An 18,256-nucleotide genomic window follows, 5' to 3' on the forward strand; every position below is an offset into this window, starting at 1 on the left:
CTTTTTATTTTTACGGAACGTCGTAACCTAGCGCGGCTTTACGAATGCGGAACCACTGCTGACGCGTCATATCGAGAGATTGCGCGACAATCGCCGAACGAACGCGTTCAATTTTACCGGAGCCGATAATCGGTAAAGGCTGCGATGGCAGACGCATAATCCACGCATACACCACCTGTTCAATGCTACCGGCATTCAGCTCATTGGCCACCTGCGCCAGCTCATCGCGTAGCGGCTGGAATTCGTCATCATTAAACAGACGTCCACCGCCTAAACAAGACCAGGCCATCGGACGAATGCGCGCCTGTTGAAGCTGATCCAGGGTACCGTCGAGCAACGTTGGCTGGTGAATTGGTGAGATTTCAACCTGATTGGTTGACAGCGTAAACGGCAAGCGCGATTGCAACAACGCGAACTGGGCTGGGGTGAAGTTGGACACCCCAAAGTGTCGCACTTTCCCGCTCTGGTGCAGCGAGAGGAACGCCTCAGCAACCTCATCCGCATCCATTAACGGATCCGGGCGATGGATCAGCAGCAAATCAAGCACGTCGGTCGATAAATTGCGCAGCGACTGTTCCGCACTGTGAATGATATGGTTGCTGTCAGTGATGTAGTGCCCGAGTGCGTGTTCAGGTTTTGCGGTGGTTGCAATGCCACATTTAGTGACAATCTCCATCCGTTCACGTAGATGCGGTGCCAGCTTCAACGCCTCACCAAAAGCTGCCTCACACTGATAGCCACCGTAGATATCCGCATGGTCAACGGTCGTCACTCCTAGATCCAGATGCTCTTCAATAAAGCTCACTAGCTGCCGAGCGGACATGTTCCACTCCATCAAACGCCAGTAACCCATCACAAAGCGCGAGAATTCTGGGCCCTGCGGCGCCAGAGTAATACGTTGAACCATAACCATTTCCTCTAAAAAAATTGCTATCGAGTATACGCACTTTTGCGTCTAAAACAGTGAGGGCTGCTGAGGTTCTTCAACATCAGTGGGTTTGCCTGCGCGTAATTTGCGCAACAAACGTTGGCGACACAGCCGCAGGACGTCCTGCTTTTGCACATCGCTCAGGTTTTGCCAGTTGAAGCGTTCATCCCGGCTACGAAAACAGCCGCGACAAAATCCCCGCTCATCTGACTGACATATTCCCCGGCACGGACTCTGAACCGGGAAAAACTCCAGTTGCTCCGCCACGTTAGCCCCCTTTTACCTCGTCATACTCTCATTGAAGACGTTTAATCACACGCACGCAACTTTTCTCAGCATTCATGCAACTCAGGTAACCTTTTCAAAAATTCATTTGCATTAGACCAATCGGTCTATTATAGTTCACCGCATGAGCAAATCTATTGAACATGATACCCGTGAACACATTCTGGCTACCGGCGAGCGTCTTTGTATGCATCGGGGTTTTACCGGAATGGGCTTGAGCGAACTGCTGAAGACGGCCGAGGTGCCGAAAGGATCGTTCTATCACTATTTCCGTTCAAAAGAAGCGTTTGGCGTGGCGATGCTGGAACGGCACTTTGCCGATTACCATCTGCGTTTAATCGAGCACTTCACGCAGGGTGCCGGCAACTATCGTGATCGTCTGCTGGATTACTACCAGCATACGCTGACCCAGTTTTGTCAGCAGGGATTAATCAGCGGTTGTTTAACCGTCAAACTCTCTGCTGAAGTGTGCGATCTATCAGAAGATATGCGCGCTGAAATGAATAAAGGTGCCAACCAGATTATGGTTTTGTTGGCACAAGCGCTGGAAAATGGTCGCCGCGAAGGCTGTCTTAACTTCTTTGGTGAAGCCAATGCCACAGCTCAGGTACTTTACTCACTGTGGTTAGGGGCAAATTTACAGGCCAAAATGGCCCGTAGCTCCGCCCCGCTCGAGAGCGCACTGACGCACGTCAGGAATCTGATTGCCGCGCCGGACTGATCCCGGCGTTTTTATTTCTTATATCACTAGACGACCGGTCTACTCAGGAGTCATTATGTCACAAGAAAAACTGTTCACCCCACTTAAAGTGGGTGCGGTGACCGCCCCGAACCGCGTGTTTATGGCCCCACTGACGCGTCTGCGTAGCATCGTCCCAGGCGATATTCCCACTCCCCTGATGGGTGAATATTACCGCCAGCGTGCCAGCTCTGGCCTGATTATCTCTGAAGCCACCCAGGTCTCCGCTCAAGCGAAAGGCTACCAGGGCGCTCCGGGTCTGCACAGCCCAGAACAAATTGCCGCATGGAAGAAAATCACCGCGGGTGTTCATGCTGAAGATGGCCGTATCGCCGTACAGTTGTGGCACACTGGGCGTATCTCTCACAACAGTCTGCAACCTAATGGGGAAGCACCTGTCGCGCCTTCTGCCCTGAGCGCCAATACTCGTACCTCGCTTCGTGATGAGAACGGTCATGCTATTCGTGTCGATACCTCCATGCCACGCGCACTGGAAACCAGCGAAATTCCAGGTATCGTTAACGATTTCCGTCAGGCGATTGCTAATGCGCGCGAAGCTGGCTTCGATTTGGTTGAGCTGCACTCCGCACACGGCTACCTGCTGCACCAGTTCCTGTCACCTTCTTCTAACCATCGTACCGATGCCTATGGCGGCAGCGTAGAAAATCGTGCCCGTTTGGTACTGGAAGTGGTTGATGCCGGGATCAAAGAATGGGGCGCTGACCGTATCGGTATCCGTGTTTCGCCAATTGGCTCCTTCCAGAACGTCGATAACGGCCCGAACGAAGAAGCGGATGCCCTTTATTTAATCGAAGAGCTGGGTAAACGCGGAATTGCTTATCTGCACATGTCCGAACCGGACTGGGCTGGCGGCGAACCGTACAGCGATGCATTCCGTGAAAAAGTCCGTGCCCGTTTCCACGGCCCAATCATTGGCGCTGGCGCTTACACGCCGGAAAAAGCAGAAGAACTTATCGAAAAAGGGTTAATTGACGCCGTTGCCTTTGGTCGCGCGTATATTGCCAACCCTGACCTGGTTGCGCGTCTGCACCACAAAGCAGATCTGAATCCACAGCACCCAGAAAGCTTCTATGGCGGCGGTGCTGAAGGTTATACCGACTACCCTACGCTGTGATCCTTCATTGATAGCGGCGGCCATCCGCCGCTATACTAGGACATTATTCATAAGTTAGGACGAGGGATATCATGCGTTTACTGCATACCATGCTGCGTGTCGGCGACCTGCAACGCTCCATTGAATTTTACACCAACGTTCTGGGCATGAAGCTGCTGCGCACCAGTGAAAATACCGAATATAAGTACTCTCTGGCATTCGTCGGTTACGGTGATGAAAGTGATACTGCGGTCATTGAACTGACCTATAACTGGGGCGTCGACAAATATGACCTCGGTACCGCATATGGCCACATCGCCCTGAGCGTGGATAATGCGGCACAAGCCTGCGACCGCATTCGCAAAAATGGCGGCAACGTCACGCGCGAAGCCGGCCCGGTAAAAGGCGGTGCTACCGTCATCGCGTTTGTTGAAGACCCGGATGGCTACAAAATCGAGCTAATCGAAGAGAAAGATGCCGGCAAAGGTCTTGGCAACTAATCTCCCACGGGTGCCAAAAGGCGCCCGTTTTTTTCTCCCGCCTTTCCAAGCCACGGCAAAATTTGCCATAATGCGCGCTACTTTTTCTAAGTTAAGAGATTCAGATGTCCGACAATGTGCAGCTTAATGGTCTATGCGACCGTTTTCGTGGGTTTTATCCCGTGGTGATTGATGTTGAAACCGCAGGATTCAATGCCAAAACGGATGCTCTGCTCGAAGTAGCAGCAATCACGTTGAAAATGGATGAGCAAGGCTGGTTGATGCCGGACAACACGTTACATTTCCACGTTGAACCGTTTGAAGGTGCCAATCTTGAACCAGAAGCGCTGGCGTTTAACGGTATCGACCCGAATAACCCGCTGCGTGGTGCGGTCAGCGAATATGACGCGCTGCATGCTATCTTCAAGATGGTGCGCAAAGGGATTAAAGACAGTGATTGCAATCGGGCAATCATGGTGGCGCATAACGCCACATTTGATCATAGCTTTATGATGGCCGCAGCCGAGCGCGCCTCGTTAAAGCGTAACCCGTTCCACCCGTTCGTTACCTTTGATACCGCCGCGCTTAGCGGGCTGGCGCTGGGGCAAACCGTGCTGTCAAAAGCCTGTGCCGCAGCCGGTATGGATTTCGACAGCAGCCAGGCCCACTCGGCGCTGTACGACACCGAACAGACCGCGACACTGTTCTGCGAAATCGTCAACCGCTGGAAGCGTCTCGGCGGCTGGCCGCTACCGATAGCCACCGAAGAATAATCGTATAAAAAAAGCGCCTTAAAGGCGCTTTTTTGTTTTCGGTACCCGACCTACACAAACCAGGCAATTATTCTGCTTTTGGCTCTTCAGCGTATTTCGCCGCGGTCTCTTTAATGAGAGGCTGCAGTTCACCGCGCTGATACATTTCAATAATGATGTCACAGCCACCAACCAGCTCACCATCCACCCACAGCTGTGGGAAGGTTGGCCAGTTTGCGTATTTTGGCAGCTCAGCGCGAATATCTGGGTTCTGCAGGATGTCAACATAAGCGAAGCGCTCGCCACAGGCAGACAGCGCCTGAACCGCCTGAGCGGAGAAGCCGCAGCTTGGCAGTTTTGGAGAACCTTTCATATACAGCAGGATTGGGTTTTCAGCGATCTGGCGCTGAATTTTTTCAATTGTCTCGCTCATTGTCTTGCTTCCTCACACTTCTTTTTACGACAGTAGTCCGCCATTGTAGCGTTTCAGGCTGCGAACCGAAAATAACATTTTGTTCACGCTTTACTATTTTATCGTCTGTTCTCTTAAGTTGCTTTATAAATATGTCTTTATCGGCAGCAACCGGGAAAATGTGTTCATTTTTTAGCTCAAGTTGTATCAATTGATGTTTTTTTTTGCAGTTGCTAACGAAACAACGTTTTAGACCTAAAAACAGTATTAACATTTCGTGTTTTTATAGATTAGAATCGTTGGGTTTTGTAAACCATACCCAGGCAAGGATGTATCGCCTGATTACTCAGAGGGTTGTTCAGTGGCGCAGATAAAAAAATGGTCGTTCACGCTCTGTGCATTGTTGTTTACATCGTTATCTTTCACGCCGTTGGCGCATGCAACCGGGCATGCCAAAACACCCACGGCGCAAAAATCGCTTCCCGTAAAAGGCAGTGAACGTAAGAAAAAAAGCACAGACACCAAATCCACCACCAAGAAAAAAACCACCGCGACTACTACGAAGAAAAAAACCGCAACCGCCGTGGCGAAAAAATCAACATCAACCACCAGCCGCAAAAAATCCGCTACGCGTACCGCAAAAGCCAGCAGAAAAGGCAGCACGCTGAAAACTGCCAACCTCGTCACGACCTGCAAACCCGCGCGTAAAGGCCACAAAAAATCCTGTACCACCAGCCCTGCCGAAAGCCAACCCACTACCATTGCCCAGGCACACAAAGTTCGCGTGCAAAAAGCGCAGAAAACGGCGATGAACAAACTGATGGGTCAGCTAGGTAAGCCTTACCGTTGGGGCGGCAACTCCCCTCGTACCGGTTTCGATTGCAGCGGTCTGGTGTATTACGCCTATAAAGATCTGGTCAATATTCGTATTCCGCGCACCGCCAATGAAATGTACCACTTGCGTGACGCCCGCCCGGTAAACCGTGGCGAGCTGGAAAGCGGCGATCTGGTCTTCTTCCGCACCCAAGGTCGTGGTACAGCTGACCATGTGGGTGTTTACGTCGGCAACGGTAAGTTCATTCAGTCGCCTCGCACCGGTCGTGATATCCAAATCACCTCATTGAGCGAAGATTATTGGGTGCGTCATTATGTCGGCGCTCGCCGCGTGGTAACCCCTAAGACCATTCGTTAATCACTTACCCCGTTTGTTAATAAACGGGGTAAGCTTATCTTTTATCTCACCTTTTAATTTGCTACTCTATCCTCACTCAATACAAGGTTATTGAGTGGATAAACTATAATAAGGAGAGTAGCAATGTCGTTCGAATTACCTGCATTACCGTATGCCAAAGACGCTCTTGTCCCACACATTTCTGTGGAAACGCTTGAGTACCATTATGGTAAACACCACCAGACTTATGTCACTAACCTGAACAACCTGGTTAAAGGCACCCCGTTTGAAGGCAAAACGCTCGAAGAGATCGTGCGCACGTCTGAAGGCGGTGTGTTCAACAACGCGGCTCAGGTCTGGAACCACACTTTCTACTGGAACTGCCTGGCCCCTAACGCTGGCGGCGAACCGACCGGTGCAGTTGCTGACGCCATCAACAAAGCGTTTGGTAGCTTCGCTGAGTTCAAAGCACAGTTTACTGACGCGGCAGTCAAAAACTTCGGTGCGGGCTGGACATGGCTTGTGAAGAAGGCTGACGGCTCGCTGGCCATTGTCTCAACGTCTAACGCGGGTACGCCTCTGACCACTGATGCAACGCCACTGCTGACCGTGGATGTGTGGGAACATGCTTACTACATTGATTACCGCAATGCGCGTCCAAACTATCTGGAGCACTTCTGGGCTCTGGTGAACTGGAAGTTTGTGGCTGAAAATCTGGCCGCATAAGTTGTAAAACCCGACCATATTGAGCCGGGTTTACTCTATTACGCAGAAGAGTCAATCTTCTGCGTTTTTGTTTTTACTGGCTCGCCAGCGCCTCTTCACCTCGGCGACGGCTGCTTACCACCACAACTAACAATGCCAGCCCCGCCACAATTGCGCCCATCACGGGAACAAAAGCGTAGCCCATCCCGCCTGAAATCACGGCACCACCAGCAACCGCACCCAGCGCATTACCAAGATTAAATGCCCCGATATTGACCGATGATGACAGACCTGGCGCTTCATGCGCTACCCGCATCACGCGCATCTGCAACGGTGGCACCACCGCGAAGGTTGCCGCACCCCAGACCACCATGCTCACTGCGGCCCCTAACTGGGTTTGCGCAAGGAACGGAATCGCCAACATAATAACCATCAACAGCAGCAAGAAGCCTTTCAACGTGCCGCTGACGGAGCGGTCAGCAAATTTACCGCCCAGGTAGTTACCGATGGAGAAACCAACGCCAATCAACACCAGCATCAGTGTGATAAAACCTGACGATGCGTGGGTGATGGTGTGCAGTACCGGAGAAATGTAGGTATAGAGCGTGAACATGGCGCCCGCACCTAATACGGTCGTTAACAGCGCAGACAGGACCTGCGGACGGACCAGTACCGACAGCTCGCGCTTAACATCCGGTTTCTCCCCCGCCCCACCTTTTGGAAGAGAAAACCACAGACTGATGATGGCAATCACACCAAGCCCCGCGGTTGCCATAAACGACATACGCCAGCCGATAGTTTCCCCAAGCCATGTTGCCGCAGGCACTCCGCCAATGTTAGCAATGGTCAGCCCCATAAACATGGTTGCAACGGCGCTGGCCTGCTTGTGCTTTGGTACCACGCTCGCCGCCACCACTGAGCCAAGACCAAAGAAAGCGCCATGGTTGAGGCTGGTGATAATGCGCGAGAGCATTAAGGTGGTGTAGTCCGGCGAGATAGCGGACAGTACGTTGCCAAGGGTAAAGATAGCCATCAGGAAAATCAGCGCATTACGACGACCGCGATGTGACAGTAATAGCGTCATCAGCGGCGCGCCAACCATCACGCCAACCGCATAGGCGCTGATCAACATACCGGCGGCGGGAATTGAGACATCAACCCCTTTCGCGATAACCGGCAATAAGCCCATCGGCGAGAATTCGGTCGTACCAATACCAAAGGCCCCAATGGCTAAAGCCAATAAGGGAAAATTAATTTTCATACAAAAGCTCCGCTAAGCCACACGCAATACGCGGCATGACAACATGGGGCAAAAGCATGACATTAATCACAGAAAAACAGAAGTGTACAAAACAGCAAAAGATTATTGCTAATTGGGTAACAATAATACGAGAGGGAGCGGATGCTCCCTCACAGAGGGATTAATGCAATATAGCGGTGAAACTTGCTGCGACGATCAGAGCAAGCGCAATAAAGGTAGTACCGAGTGACAACTTAAGATCGGTGCTCATCAATTTTTCTCCTTTTGATTTCCACAGTAAAACTGCGTTTAATCATTTTTGCACAGTTAATCGTAAAAATCTTCACAGATTTAGCAGGATGTTTGTTTTTGTTCTTCCACTTTGCGCCAGGATAAGTCAAAATTCGACGCTTATTTATAAGCGTACCGGCCATTGACCCCCTCCTGTCGTCCTGTATCGTTTTCCCGGCGAAATGCAATCTGCAAGATTGTACCAGGGTGTGTGAAGGCAAACGTTTTCCTTTCGGTTTTATCAGGGGCAGGCCAGGGTCTGGAGTGAGATGGAATGGCAACAATTAAAGATGTAGCGAAGCGCGCAAACGTTTCCACTACAACCGTATCACATGTAATTAACAAAACCCGTTTTGTCGCTGAAGACACGCGTGAAGCGGTTTGGGCAGCCATTAAAGAGCTGCACTACTCGCCAAGCGCCGTGGCGCGTAGCCTTAAGGTTAACCACACCAAATCGATCGGTTTATTGGCAACCAGTAGCGAGGCGGCGTATTTTGCTGAAATCATCGAAGCCGTTGAGAAAAACTGCTTTGAGAAAGGCTATACCCTAATTCTTGGCAACGCGTGGAATAATCTTGAGAAACAGCGCGCGTATTTGTCGATGATGGCGCAAAAGCGCGTAGATGGCCTGTTGGTCATGTGCTCAGAGTACCCGGAATCTCTGCTCACGATGCTCGAAGAGTATCGCAACATCCCGATGGTGGTGATGGACTGGGGAGAATCCAAAGCTGACTTTACTGACTCCGTGATTGATAACGCCTTTGAGGGCGGTTATATGGCGGGTCGTTATCTGGTGGAACGCGGGCATCGCGATATCGGCGTGATCCCAGGGCCGCTGGAGCGTAACACTGGTGCGGGTCGTCTGGCGGGCTTTATGAAAGCCATGGAAGAGACGATGATAAACGTCCCAACCAACTGGATTGTACAGGGCGATTTTGAGCCTGAGTCTGGCTATCGTGCGATGCAGCAAATCCTGTCCCAGCACCCTCGTCCAACCGCAATCTTCTGCGGTGGCGATGTCATGGCGATGGGCGCACTGTGTGCTGCCGATGAAATGGGTCTGCGGGTTCCGCAGGATATTTCGCTTATCGGTTACGATAACGTGCGCAACTCCCGTTTCTTTACCCCGGCGCTGACGACGATTCATCAGCCAAAAGATTCACTGGGTGAAACGGCCTTCAATATGTTGATGGACCGCATCGTAAGTAAGCGTGAGGTGTCTCAGTCGATTGAGGTGCATCCGCGCCTCATCGAACGCCGCTCCGTGGCCGACGGCCCGTATCGCGACTATCGCCGCTAAGTCCTGATGCGGACGCCTTATTCCGGCGTCCGCAGCCACTCATCGTTTAACGTCTCACTGTCTCCCAGATACTCTAACAACCAGCTTAATGCCGGTGAGGCTTCGCTTTGCTGCCAGGTGAGACAACAGGCTGCATCCGGGAAGGGATTTTCCAGTGTTAATGCGACCCACTCCCCGCTCTCAAGCCACGGTTGCGCCCGATGTCCGGGTACCATTGCCGCGCATAGTCCAGCAGAAATGCAGGTTTCCGACGACGCCCAGTCCGGTACCACCACTCTTTTTTGGTTATCCAGAAGCCAGGTCGTCCGCTTGGGTAGCGAGCGAGAGGTATCCTCAAGCACCAATGAAGGCCAATTGCGCAACACATCATCGCTGAGCGGCCCTTCCATCTTTGCCAGCGGATGCGAACAGGCGACAACGCAGTGCCAATTAAGCTTACCCATGTCGCGAAAGGCAAAACGCCCGCCGATTGGGATGGCCTGGGTCGCGCCAATCGCCAGTTCCACGCGACCATCCGACAACGCATCCCACACGCCGTTGAAAACTTCCTGAAATACGATCAGCTCAACATCGTTAAAGTGGCGATAGAAATCAACAATCATCTGGCGAGTCCGTTCCGGTTTAACGATGTTATCTACCGCAATAGCCAACTGCCCACGCCAGCCGTTGGCAATCTGCTGACACTGTTGGCGGGTGATCTGCATTTTTTTGATAACAGATCGCCCTTCTTTCAAAAACCATGCACCGGCAGGCGTTAGCTCAACGTCCCGGTGCCGCCGTTCAAACAAAGGCACCGCAAGCCATTCCTCTAACTGACGGACGGTATAGCTCACCGCCGAAGGCACACGGTGTAATTCCTGCGCCGCGGCGCTAAAGCTGCCGTTGCGCGCAACGGCATCAACCACTTCTAAGGAATATTCAGACCACATTTTTTGCCTTCAAATATTTTGAATCCATGACTCAAATATTAGCGTTTCACAACCACCATTGCACTCTCTACACTCTGCGCAATTGTTTATTCATGAGAAAAAGGTCGATTTATGCAACCGGGGAAAGGATTTTTAGTCTGGCTAGCAGGACTGAGCGTGCTGGGTTTTCTGGCGACAGATATGTATTTACCTGCCTTTGCGGTTATTCAGGAAGATCTGCAAACACCAGCATCCGCAGTGAGTGCCAGCCTGAGTTTGTTCCTCGCCGGTTTTGCCCTCGCGCAGCTTTTGTGGGGGCCGCTGTCAGACCGCTACGGCCGTAAACCGATTCTGCTGACCGGGTTAACCATTTTTGCGCTGGGCTGCATAGGCATGTTGTGGGTGCGTGATGGTACCACACTGCTGGTACTGCGCTTTGTACAGGCCGTAGGCGTTTGTGCGGCGGCCGTAACCTGGCAGGCGATGGTGACTGACTATTATCCTGCGCAGCGCACTAACCGTATTTTCGCCACGATTATGCCACTGGTCGGCCTATCTCCAGCCCTCGCCCCGCTTCTGGGTAGCTGGTTATTAGTGCATTTTGATTGGCAGGCCATTTTTGCGGCATTATTTATCATTACCCTGGTGCTGATGTTACCCGCATTTCGCCTGAAGCCGGCACACAAGAAAAATGCCACCAGCGAAGAAAAGCTGACCTTTATGCGCCTGCTGCGCAGTAAGGACTATCGTGGCAACGTTCTGATTTACGCCGCGTGCTCTGCGAGTTTCTTCGCATGGCTGACAGGTTCGCCATTTATTCTGCATGAAATGGGTTATAGCCCAACCGTCATTGGCCTGAGCTACGTTCCTCAGACCATCGCTTTCTTGATTGGTGGCTACGGTTGCCGTGCCGCACTGCAAAAATGGCAGGGTGCTCAACTTCTGCCATGGCTTTTGGTGGTCTATGCCCTCAGCGTTATTGGTACCTGGGGCGCTGGTCTGGCAGAGAATGCCTCGCTGACTGCGTTACTGATCCCCTTCTGCGTGATGGCTATCGCCAACGGGGCGATTTATCCTATCGTCGTCGCTCAGGCTTTGAAGCCCTTTCCGCAGGCAACCGGGCGCGCCGCTGCGTTACAGAATACGTTGCAGCTGGGCCTTTGCTTCCTGGCAAGCCTTGCCGTGTCGACGCTCATCGCCACCCCGCTGCTGACTACCACCTGTGTGATGCTTGTCACCGTGGTGCTGGCGACGATAGGTTACAGAATGCAGCTCGCGGCACGCCGTGAAGAACGTGCTGCCGAACAGACCACATCTCACGCCTAATCATCAGGCATATCAATGCCATGATAAATCGTTAGGACGCTAAGATTTTTAGTTGAATCAATAAACTTAGCGTCCTATACTGGATCGGCATCACATAATTAATATACAGTGCAGTTATTGAGCGGCGGCAGGATGCCACCCATTAAACCATGGATTGGCTTTCAGCAAGGGACTCCTCCCTTTCTCTATGTTACGTCGGATAGCAGGCTCACGAATTATTCGTGACATTTCTCACAAACCAAGAAAAGCGTCTACGCTGTTTTAAGGTTCTGATCAACAGGTCGGGATGGAGAGGCTATGAGCTCATCGTGTATAGAAGAAGTCAGCATACCGGAAGACGACTGGTATCGTATCGTTAGCGAGTTGCTCGGACGAGCAGGCATCGAAATTAATGGCAATGCCCCCAGCGATATACGAGTCAGAAATCCCCGGTTTTTCAAACGTGTTTTACAAGAAGGTTCGTTGGGGCTTGGCGAAAGTTATATGGACGGTTGGTGGGAATGCGACCGGCTGGATATCTTTTTCGACCAGGTACTGAGAGCCGGACTGGAAAACCAAATCCCCCACCATTTAAAAGATACGCTGCGAGTCGCAGGGGCACGTATTTTCAACTTACAAAGTCGCAAACGTGCCTGGCAGGTCGGCAAAGAACACTACGACCTTGGCAATGATCTTTTCAATCGTATGCTTGACCCCTACATGCAGTATTCCTGTGCTTACTGGAAAGAGGCACAAACTCTCGAAGAGGCGCAGCAGGCAAAACTTGAATTAATATGCCAGAAATTGCAGCTTGAGCCGGGTATGCAGGTGTTAGATATCGGCTGCGGCTGGGGCGGACTTGCCGCTTATATGGCAAAAAAACACGGTGTCAGCGTGAAAGGCGTCACCATTTCCGCCGAACAACAAAAATTGGCTCAAGCCCGCTGTGAGGGGCTGGACGTAGAGATTCTGCTTCAGGATTATCGCGACCTGCACGCTCAGTTTGACCGTATTGTTTCCGTTGGCATGTTCGAACATGTCGGCCCCAAAAACTACGATACCTACTTTTCGGTTGTCGACCGTAATTTAAAACCCGACGGTCTGTTCTTATTGCACACAATAGGCTCGAAGATAACCGACAACAACGTTGATCCGTGGATTAACAAATACATCTTTCCGAATGGCTGTTTACCCTCAGTACGCCAGATTGCGCATGCCAGTGAACCCCATTTTGTGATGGAAGATTGGCACAACTTTGGCGCTGACTACGATACGACGCTGATGGCCTGGCATGAACGTTTCCTTGCCAGTTGGCCGGAAATCGCAGACAACTATTCCGAACGATTCAAACGCATGTTCAGCTACTATCTCAACGCCTGCGCGGGTGCTTTCCGCGCGCGTGATATTCAGCTATGGCAGGTCGTGTTCTCCCGCGGAGTTGAACAGGGTCTGCGCGTCGCGCGTTAGTCACCTACCGCCTGCGTCGTTCTGGCGCAGGCGTTTTTCATTACGACTTAGGGTATCTGGCTTTACTCCGCCGCAGCCTGCTGCGCCGCTTCTTTCGCCGCCATCACGCGCTCAACGGTATCGACGACCGCCTGCGTTTGCGGATCGATTTCGATATTCACGCGGTCACCCAGACGCTTCTTACCGAGCGTCGTGCGCTCCAGCGTTTCCGGGATTAGGTGCACGCAGAAACGAGTCGCCGTCACTTCACCTACCGTCAAACTAATACCGTCAATGCCGATGAAACCTTTATACAGCACGTATTTCATCAGCGCCGGGTCCTGGATTTTAAACCAGATCTGCTTATTATTTTCCGAGGTCAGGATCTTCGACACTTCTGCGGTGGTCATAATATGGCCGGACATCAAATGACCGCCAATTTCATCGCTGAACTTCGCCGCGCGTTCAACGTTGACGAGGTCACCCTCTTTGACATCGCCCAGGTTGGTGATGCGCAGCGTCTCTTTCATCAGGTCGAAGCTTATCTGTTCGCCATTAATTTCTGTGACCGTTAAGCAGCAGCCATTATGGGCAACCGAGGCACCGGTCTCCAGACCCGCCAGCATGTGTTCCGGCAGCGCCACCACGTGAGTGCGGAAGTTTGGTTTTTCATCAATGGACACGATTTTTGCCGTGCCCTGCACAATACCAGTGAACATGCAGTTAACTCCTGTTAATCGTCTATTTCAGTACGTGTACCGATTCATCTGCTAGGCACAATAGCAGTTGATAAAACAGGTTGCTACCTTCCACACCCTACCGCTGATTTTTTGACTAGATTAATAGCAAATCCTCGCTACAATAACGGAGAAATTCCTCTATTTATTCTTCTTGCTGCCGGTTAAGGCGGTTTTTCTGTCTCCCGTACTCGCTGTACGGCGAGAATAAATAACAACAATACAGGTGTTCACGTGCAGAAGTACTTTGTCGAAGCGCGTCAGTTATTAGCTCTGGCAATCCCGGTTATCCTTGCGCAGGTTGCCCAAACGGCAATGGGATTTGTCGATACCGTCATGGCTGGGGGTTACAGTGCCACCGACATGGCCGCGGTCGCCATCGGGACATCAATCTGGCTCCCAGCGATTCTTTTCGGCCATGGTTTGCTGCTGGCGATGACACCGGTCATTGCTCAGCTTAATGGTTCAGGCCGACGCGAACGTATTGCCATGCAGGTCCGTCAGGGCTTCTGGCTCGCAGGATTTGTCTCTGTGCTCATCATGGTAGTGCTATGGAACGCGGGTTACATTATTCGTTCAATGCACAATATTGATCCGGCGTTGGCAGATAAAGCCGTCGGTTATTTGCGCGCACTGCTGTGGGGCGCACCGGGCTACCTGTTCTTCCAGGTCGCGCGTAATCAGTGTGAAGGGTTGGCAAAAACCAAGCCAGGCATGGTAATGGGCTTTATTGGCCTGCTGGTCAATATCCCAGTGAACTACATCTTTATTTACGGCCACTTCGGTATGCCGGAATTGGGCGGCGTAGGCTGCGGTGTAGCGACAGCATCGGTCTATTGGGTGATGTTCTTTAGCATGCTTTATTATGTGCGTCATGCTGGTTCTATGCGCGATATTCGTAGCCCGGAGCGCTTTACCCGCCCTGACCCCGTTATTTTGAAGCGATTGACAACGCTTGGCTTACCTATCGCGCTGGCGCTTTTCTTCGAGGTGACGCTATTCGCCGTGGTTGCACTGCTGGTTTCGCCATTAGGCATTGTCGATGTTGCCGGACACCAGATTGCGTTGAACTTCAGCTCGCTGATGTTCGTCTTGCCAATGTCACTTGCGGCAGCGGTCACGATCCGTGTGGGCTTTCGTCTTGGACAAGGCTCGACGCCTGACGCGCAGGTTTCCGCGCGCACCGGTATTGGCGTAGGGATTTGCATGGCAATGTGTACCGCGATATTCACCACCCTGATGCGTACGCACATTGCACTGTTGTACAACGATAACCCCGAGGTCGTGACGCTGGCGGCACAGCTGATGTTACTGGCGGCGTTGTATCAGCTTTCTGATTCCATCCAGGTGATTGGGAGCGGGATTTTGCGCGGGTATAAAGATACGCGTTCGATTTTCTTTATTACCTTCATCGCTTATTGGGTATTAGGTCTACCGTGCGGCTACGTGCTGGCGTTGACCGATCTGGTTGTCGACAGAATGGGCCCTGCGGGATTCTGGTGGGGCTTTATCATCGGCCTGACCTCTGCGGCAGTGATGATGATGTTGCGCATGCGCTTCCTGCAACGCCAACCGGCGGCGGTTATTCTCCAGCGCGCGGCACGTTAAAGATGCAGACTGTCGCCCGGTAATACACCGCCGGGCGACATCTCATACTTTAGTGATGTAGCATCTCATCCACCACCTGCTGTTGGGTCAGCTGGTACGGATAATACGTCGGCCAGTTGTCCATCTCTTCAAGCAATGCTTCCTGCGATTGATTACCCATAAAGATATGGAAATGTGCCGATTTACGCGGTGCAATAGTGTGATCGCTAAACTGTACGAATTTCGGTGCCCCGGTGTTGGCTTGCTGACATTCGAACAGATAACGCACGCCCTGTTTGCCGGAGGCGTAAGTCAGGACTTTATGTCCGGCATAGCGATACTGGCAGGTACTGACCTTCTCCCCGACATGAAACTCCATCACGCCGTTTTCGATACCAATCATGTTCACATCGGTGGCGTAACCCTTGCGGTAGTACTCTTTAATCTCGGCAAAGGTTTTACTTTTATCTTTTTCTGCCTTCTGCTTAAACACCGGATCCAGAGCGCCTGATAACAGATAACCATTAACCGACTCCCATATTCCATCCCAATCTGAAAGCGAGCGGTCTTTCACATCGCTGAGGTTAAAAATTCCCTCTGCCGCTTTCTGTTCTGTTGGGGTTAACGGCACACCGTGATCGTGATGCCCGTGCGCAAATGCCTGACCACTGATCATTAACGCCGCAACTATCACTGCAATTTTAGCTGACTGTTTCACCCGTAAATTTCCTTCGTCGAGATATGAGACGCATAACGTTATAACATAACATTTCAATTTTCAACAATGAATGTCAAAATGTATTCGCCGTGAGCAAGGATAAATCAGGATAAAAAACAGTCGCTAAAAGCCTGCGAGATCAACGCAATCCCGGGTATGGCAGGAAAATACTTCTGAGGTGGGTAAAAGTTCTCCAGTCGGGTGAAATCAAACATTTTCCGCTTGCCACAACCCATGAGTGCCGCTAATATTCGTTCCCGTTGCCACAAGCAACAATGCGTCTGTAGCTCAGTTGGTTAGAGCACCACCTTGACATGGTGGGGGTCGATGGTTCGAGTCCATTCAGACGCACCAATTATGCGTTTATAGCTCAGTTGGTTAGAGCACCACCTTGACATGGTGGGGGTCGTTGGTTCGAGTCCAATTAAACGCACCATTATGCGTCTGTAGCTCAGTTGGTTAGAGCACCACCTTGACATGGTGGGGGTCGATGGTTCGAGTCCATTCAGACGCACCATATCTTTCTGATATGGTGCATATTCCCTTCTATTCTCGTTTCCCGCTAAAGTTTCGTTAAGCGCTGTACGTTCAAGTTTTCTAATTTACCGTCGAGTATTTCAAGAAAATCATCGTGATATGACATCGCGACGTGCTTCACCAGATCATCTTCAGATTTCCAGCGCTCGATAAACACAAAAGAGACGGCCCCTTTATTCGCCAGGTTGCGTACATCCGGAACCGCATGACTTTCATGCAGATCGTATTGCAAACATCCCGCCTCCTGATGGGTGAGTGGCACCATGGTTTGCGCGGCTTTTCTGATGGTGTCGATATGTTCCGGGAAAGGCGTAAGGGTGGCTACTATCTTCACTTCGCTCATTGGAGATCCTTGATTTGTCGATGATAAACCCGGCGTTTGCACCGGGTACCTCAACTATTCAGGCTAGCAGCCTGCGCGATTTTATGCCACCAATGCGGTGTTATGGCAACTGCGCGTACTCTTCTTCGCTCACCGGTTCGAGCCACTCATTTGAAGCGCCTTCCGCTGGGACTTCTACCGCAATGTGGGCGAACCAGCTATCGTGTGCGGCGCCGTGCCAATGCTTGGTTCCCGCTGGAATATTGACCACATCGCCCGTTTTCAACTCGCACGCCGGTTGACCCCACGCCTGATACCAACCACGACCGCCAGTTACCAGCAGAATTTGACCGCCTTTGTGGTGGATATGCCAGTAGTTGCGACAACCGGGCTCAAAGGCCACGTTGCCAATCGTAACCCCTTCACGCGATAGCATGGTCAGATAGCTATTTCCGGTGAAATATTTCGCATAGGCCTCGTTTTTTTCACCACGAGGGAACACGCTATTACCATCAAATTTCTCGTTCATATTCGCTCCAGAGTGCGTACTCATAGAAGTTGAGTCGTTTAGATACTGAGCCAGTACCGCGTGCGCATTTGTCGCGATATCCACAGGACACTTTGCCGCAAGTACAGCCACAAAAGCGTGCAACTGCTCGGTTGTGATGCCGTTATGTTGGCTGATAGCAAAATGGCTTTTCAGCTGGCCTTCTGCACCAGGAATAGCCGCTAACGCGGAAACGCTGGCCAGCTCACGTGCCGACCAGTCCAGGGCATCGCGCTGGAAAATATCGCCAAACAGATGGGCCTTCAGGTAAACATCGATGGCAGGTGCAAAGTCGAATAGCGGGCCGCTCACCGGCTTGCCCACCAGCTGTGTCTGAGTGGTTGTGCCCGAGGCCAGGCTATCCCAATGATCGGGCTGTGGTGTGGATACAGCCCCCTCCTCGTCCTCAATACCCTGGCCCCGACGGGCGTTAACCACCGCCATAAAACAACCCAAGCCGTTCAAGCTGCGTGGGAAACCACAATAGGCATAAAGCTGAACCAGTATTTCTTTGATTTCATTAATCGTAAGCCCCGCATCCAGCCCCTCATTAAGCGCAAGGGTTAGCTTTTCCATGTCGCCACGTGCGGTTAATGCCGCAATCGGGATCATCGCTTGCTGGCGTATATTCAGTGGGTTTTGCATGATGTTATCTCCGGCTGGGATGGCGTGTCCCAGTGAATGGGTGAATGCGGAAATTATAACGAGCTAAAACGAGATTGATTAGACGGGG

21 protein-coding genes, 3 tRNA genes and 1 pseudogene are annotated in these 18,256 nt (G+C 51.7%); 13 read left to right on the forward strand and 12 right to left on the reverse strand.

What is annotated here, in order from left to right:
- Positions 1-10: 10 nt before the first annotated feature.
- Together U0026_RS12505 and U0026_RS12510 are read right to left on the reverse strand one after the other, a co-directional pair.
- The gene (locus U0026_RS12505) at positions 11-907 is read right to left on the reverse strand and encodes an aldo/keto reductase (RefSeq protein WP_062776788.1); all 897 of its coding nucleotides are present in this window, start codon (positions 905-907) and stop codon (positions 11-13) included.
- A gap of 48 nt (positions 908-955) precedes the next feature.
- The gene (locus U0026_RS12510; RefSeq protein WP_073971161.1) at positions 956-1,195 is read right to left on the reverse strand and encodes a DUF1289 domain-containing protein; all 240 of its coding nucleotides are present in this window, start codon (positions 1,193-1,195) and stop codon (positions 956-958) included.
- 142 nt (positions 1,196-1,337) lie between these two features.
- Here U0026_RS12510 and U0026_RS12515 point away from each other — a divergent pair, with 142 nt between their 5' ends.
- From U0026_RS12515 to rnt, 4 genes are all read left to right on the forward strand, one after another.
- Complete coding sequence (locus U0026_RS12515) at positions 1,338-1,934, forward strand: TetR/AcrR family transcriptional regulator (RefSeq protein ID WP_062776786.1); 597 nt, start codon at positions 1,338-1,340, stop codon at positions 1,932-1,934.
- Positions 1,935-1,989: 55 nt separating this feature from the next.
- Positions 1,990-3,087: an alkene reductase gene (nemA, locus tag U0026_RS12520; RefSeq protein ID WP_062776784.1), complete on the forward strand. Its 1,098-nt coding sequence runs from the start codon at positions 1,990-1,992 to the stop codon at positions 3,085-3,087.
- A 71-nt stretch (positions 3,088-3,158) separates the two neighbouring features.
- Positions 3,159-3,566: a lactoylglutathione lyase gene (gene gloA, locus U0026_RS12525; RefSeq protein ID WP_062776782.1), complete on the forward strand. Its 408-nt coding sequence runs from the start codon at positions 3,159-3,161 to the stop codon at positions 3,564-3,566.
- A gap of 104 nt (positions 3,567-3,670) precedes the next feature.
- Positions 3,671-4,318 (forward strand): ribonuclease T, encoded by a 648-nt coding sequence (gene rnt, locus U0026_RS12530; protein ID WP_062776780.1) that lies wholly within the window; start codon positions 3,671-3,673, stop codon positions 4,316-4,318.
- A gap of 67 nt (positions 4,319-4,385) precedes the next feature.
- Here rnt and U0026_RS12535 read toward each other — a convergent pair whose 3' ends face one another.
- Positions 4,386-4,730 (reverse strand): Grx4 family monothiol glutaredoxin, encoded by a 345-nt coding sequence (locus U0026_RS12535; RefSeq protein WP_035896299.1) that lies wholly within the window; start codon positions 4,728-4,730, stop codon positions 4,386-4,388.
- A gap of 340 nt (positions 4,731-5,070) precedes the next feature.
- On the opposite strand from U0026_RS12535, the gene U0026_RS12540 reads away from it, so the two are divergent.
- Together U0026_RS12540 and sodB are read left to right on the forward strand one after the other, a co-directional pair.
- Complete coding sequence (locus U0026_RS12540; RefSeq protein WP_062776776.1) at positions 5,071-5,901, forward strand: C40 family peptidase; 831 nt, start codon at positions 5,071-5,073, stop codon at positions 5,899-5,901.
- A 123-nt stretch (positions 5,902-6,024) separates the two neighbouring features.
- Positions 6,025-6,606, forward strand: a complete 582-nt coding sequence (gene sodB, locus U0026_RS12545) for a superoxide dismutase [Fe] (RefSeq protein ID WP_062776774.1) — start codon at positions 6,025-6,027, stop codon at positions 6,604-6,606.
- Between the two features lie 73 nt (positions 6,607-6,679).
- On the opposite strand, the gene U0026_RS12550 is transcribed toward sodB, so the two are convergent.
- The 3 genes from U0026_RS12550 to U0026_RS12555 all read right to left on the reverse strand — a co-directional run bounded on the left by U0026_RS12550 (position 6,680) and on the right by U0026_RS12555 (position 8,259).
- Positions 6,680-7,846, reverse strand: a complete 1,167-nt coding sequence (locus U0026_RS12550) for an MFS transporter (RefSeq protein WP_062776772.1) — start codon at positions 7,844-7,846, stop codon at positions 6,680-6,682.
- 160 nt (positions 7,847-8,006) lie between these two features.
- Complete coding sequence (gene cydH / locus U0026_RS22775) at positions 8,007-8,096, reverse strand: cytochrome bd-I oxidase subunit CydH (protein WP_126440753.1); 90 nt, start codon at positions 8,094-8,096, stop codon at positions 8,007-8,009.
- On the reverse strand, positions 8,080-8,259 hold the full coding sequence (locus U0026_RS12555) for a hypothetical protein (protein ID WP_062776770.1): 180 nt from the start codon (positions 8,257-8,259) through the stop codon (positions 8,080-8,082). The genes cydH and U0026_RS12555 overlap by 17 nt, the downstream gene beginning before the upstream one ends.
- A gap of 131 nt (positions 8,260-8,390) precedes the next feature.
- Between U0026_RS12555 and purR the strand changes: the two genes are divergently transcribed.
- Positions 8,391-9,416 (forward strand): HTH-type transcriptional repressor PurR, encoded by a 1,026-nt coding sequence (gene purR, locus U0026_RS12560; protein ID WP_062776767.1) that lies wholly within the window; start codon positions 8,391-8,393, stop codon positions 9,414-9,416.
- A 17-nt stretch (positions 9,417-9,433) separates the two neighbouring features.
- On the opposite strand, the gene punR is transcribed toward purR, so the two are convergent.
- On the reverse strand, positions 9,434-10,345 hold the full coding sequence (gene punR / locus U0026_RS12565; protein WP_062776765.1) for a DNA-binding transcriptional activator PunR: 912 nt from the start codon (positions 10,343-10,345) through the stop codon (positions 9,434-9,436).
- Between the two features lie 111 nt (positions 10,346-10,456).
- Here punR and punC point away from each other — a divergent pair, with 111 nt between their 5' ends.
- Positions 10,457-11,650 carry a purine nucleoside transporter PunC gene (punC, locus tag U0026_RS12570; protein WP_062776763.1) on the forward strand — a complete coding sequence of 398 codons (1,194 nt, stop codon included), beginning with the start codon at positions 10,457-10,459 and terminating at the stop codon, positions 11,648-11,650.
- A 297-nt stretch (positions 11,651-11,947) separates the two neighbouring features.
- A complete protein-coding gene (gene cfa, locus U0026_RS12575) occupies positions 11,948-13,096 on the forward strand; it encodes a cyclopropane fatty acyl phospholipid synthase (RefSeq protein WP_062776761.1) in 1,149 nt (382 codons plus the stop codon).
- Between the two features lie 62 nt (positions 13,097-13,158).
- Here cfa and U0026_RS12580 read toward each other — a convergent pair whose 3' ends face one another.
- Entirely contained in the window at positions 13,159-13,794 is a 636-nt protein-coding gene (locus U0026_RS12580) for a riboflavin synthase (RefSeq protein WP_062776759.1), read from the reverse strand.
- Between the two features lie 252 nt (positions 13,795-14,046).
- On the opposite strand from U0026_RS12580, the gene mdtK reads away from it, so the two are divergent.
- Positions 14,047-15,420: an MdtK family multidrug efflux MATE transporter gene (gene mdtK, locus U0026_RS12585; protein WP_062776757.1), complete on the forward strand. Its 1,374-nt coding sequence runs from the start codon at positions 14,047-14,049 to the stop codon at positions 15,418-15,420.
- Positions 15,421-15,469: 49 nt separating this feature from the next.
- Here mdtK and zinT read toward each other — a convergent pair whose 3' ends face one another.
- Positions 15,470-16,075, reverse strand: a complete 606-nt coding sequence (gene zinT, locus U0026_RS12590) for a metal-binding protein ZinT (RefSeq protein ID WP_062776932.1) — start codon at positions 16,073-16,075, stop codon at positions 15,470-15,472.
- Between the two features lie 319 nt (positions 16,076-16,394).
- Between zinT and U0026_RS12595 the strand changes: the two genes are divergently transcribed.
- The 3 genes from U0026_RS12595 (at position 16,395) to U0026_RS12605 (ending at position 16,634) form a co-directional block, all read left to right on the forward strand.
- A tRNA-Val gene (locus U0026_RS12595) sits at positions 16,395-16,471 on the forward strand.
- 5 nt (positions 16,472-16,476) lie between these two features.
- Positions 16,477-16,553, forward strand: a tRNA-Val gene (locus U0026_RS12600).
- A 4-nt stretch (positions 16,554-16,557) separates the two neighbouring features.
- A tRNA-Val gene (locus U0026_RS12605) sits at positions 16,558-16,634 on the forward strand.
- 45 nt (positions 16,635-16,679) lie between these two features.
- Here U0026_RS12605 and U0026_RS12610 read toward each other — a convergent pair.
- The 3 genes and pseudogenes from U0026_RS12610 to U0026_RS12620 form a co-directional block, all read right to left on the reverse strand.
- Positions 16,680-16,997, reverse strand: a complete 318-nt coding sequence (locus U0026_RS12610) for a putative quinol monooxygenase (RefSeq protein WP_062777586.1) — start codon at positions 16,995-16,997, stop codon at positions 16,680-16,682.
- Between the two features lie 100 nt (positions 16,998-17,097).
- The gene (locus U0026_RS12615) at positions 17,098-17,505 is read right to left on the reverse strand and encodes a cupin domain-containing protein (protein ID WP_241974022.1); all 408 of its coding nucleotides are present in this window, start codon (positions 17,503-17,505) and stop codon (positions 17,098-17,100) included.
- 111 nt (positions 17,506-17,616) lie between these two features.
- Positions 17,617-18,168: pseudogene (locus U0026_RS12620) on the reverse strand (carboxymuconolactone decarboxylase family protein); the annotation flags it as partial.
- Positions 18,169-18,256 lie beyond the last annotated feature (88 nt).

The sequence above is a fragment of the Kluyvera intermedia genome (genome assembly GCF_034424175.1).
In the GTDB taxonomy this organism is placed as follows: Bacteria; Pseudomonadota; Gammaproteobacteria; order Enterobacterales; family Enterobacteriaceae; genus Kluyvera; species Kluyvera intermedia.

Bases quoted from the DNA above. Each gene is read 5' to 3' on its own strand.
- sodB (WP_062776774.1), top strand. From the start codon at position 6,025: ATGTCGTTCGAATTACCTGCATTACCGTATGCCAAAGACGCTCTTGTC.
- rnt (WP_062776780.1), top strand. From the start codon at position 3,671: ATGTCCGACAATGTGCAGCTTAATGGTCTATGCGACCGTTTTCGTGGG.
- U0026_RS12555 (WP_062776770.1), bottom strand. From the start codon at position 8,259: ATGGCCGGTACGCTTATAAATAAGCGTCGAATTTTGACTTATCCTGGC.
- U0026_RS12505 (WP_062776788.1), bottom strand. From the start codon at position 907: ATGGTTCAACGTATTACTCTGGCGCCGCAGGGCCCAGAATTCTCGCGC.
- nemA (WP_062776784.1), top strand. From the start codon at position 1,990: ATGTCACAAGAAAAACTGTTCACCCCACTTAAAGTGGGTGCGGTGACC.
- U0026_RS12550 (WP_062776772.1), bottom strand. From the start codon at position 7,846: ATGAAAATTAATTTTCCCTTATTGGCTTTAGCCATTGGGGCCTTTGGT.
- U0026_RS12515 (WP_062776786.1), top strand. From the start codon at position 1,338: ATGAGCAAATCTATTGAACATGATACCCGTGAACACATTCTGGCTACC.
- cydH (WP_126440753.1), bottom strand. From the start codon at position 8,096: ATGAGCACCGATCTTAAGTTGTCACTCGGTACTACCTTTATTGCGCTT.
- gloA (WP_062776782.1), top strand. From the start codon at position 3,159: ATGCGTTTACTGCATACCATGCTGCGTGTCGGCGACCTGCAACGCTCC.
- U0026_RS12535 (WP_035896299.1), bottom strand. From the start codon at position 4,730: ATGAGCGAGACAATTGAAAAAATTCAGCGCCAGATCGCTGAAAACCCA.
- purR (WP_062776767.1), top strand. From the start codon at position 8,391: ATGGCAACAATTAAAGATGTAGCGAAGCGCGCAAACGTTTCCACTACA.
- punC (WP_062776763.1), top strand. From the start codon at position 10,457: ATGCAACCGGGGAAAGGATTTTTAGTCTGGCTAGCAGGACTGAGCGTG.
- U0026_RS12610 (WP_062777586.1), bottom strand. From the start codon at position 16,997: ATGAGCGAAGTGAAGATAGTAGCCACCCTTACGCCTTTCCCGGAACAT.
- zinT (WP_062776932.1), bottom strand. From the start codon at position 16,075: ATGATCAGTGGTCAGGCATTTGCGCACGGGCATCACGATCACGGTGTG.
- U0026_RS12615 (WP_241974022.1), bottom strand. From the start codon at position 17,505: ATGAACGAGAAATTTGATGGTAATAGCGTGTTCCCTCGTGGTGAAAAA.
- cfa (WP_062776761.1), top strand. From the start codon at position 11,948: ATGAGCTCATCGTGTATAGAAGAAGTCAGCATACCGGAAGACGACTGG.
- punR (WP_062776765.1), bottom strand. From the start codon at position 10,345: ATGTGGTCTGAATATTCCTTAGAAGTGGTTGATGCCGTTGCGCGCAAC.
- U0026_RS12580 (WP_062776759.1), bottom strand. From the start codon at position 13,794: ATGTTCACTGGTATTGTGCAGGGCACGGCAAAAATCGTGTCCATTGAT.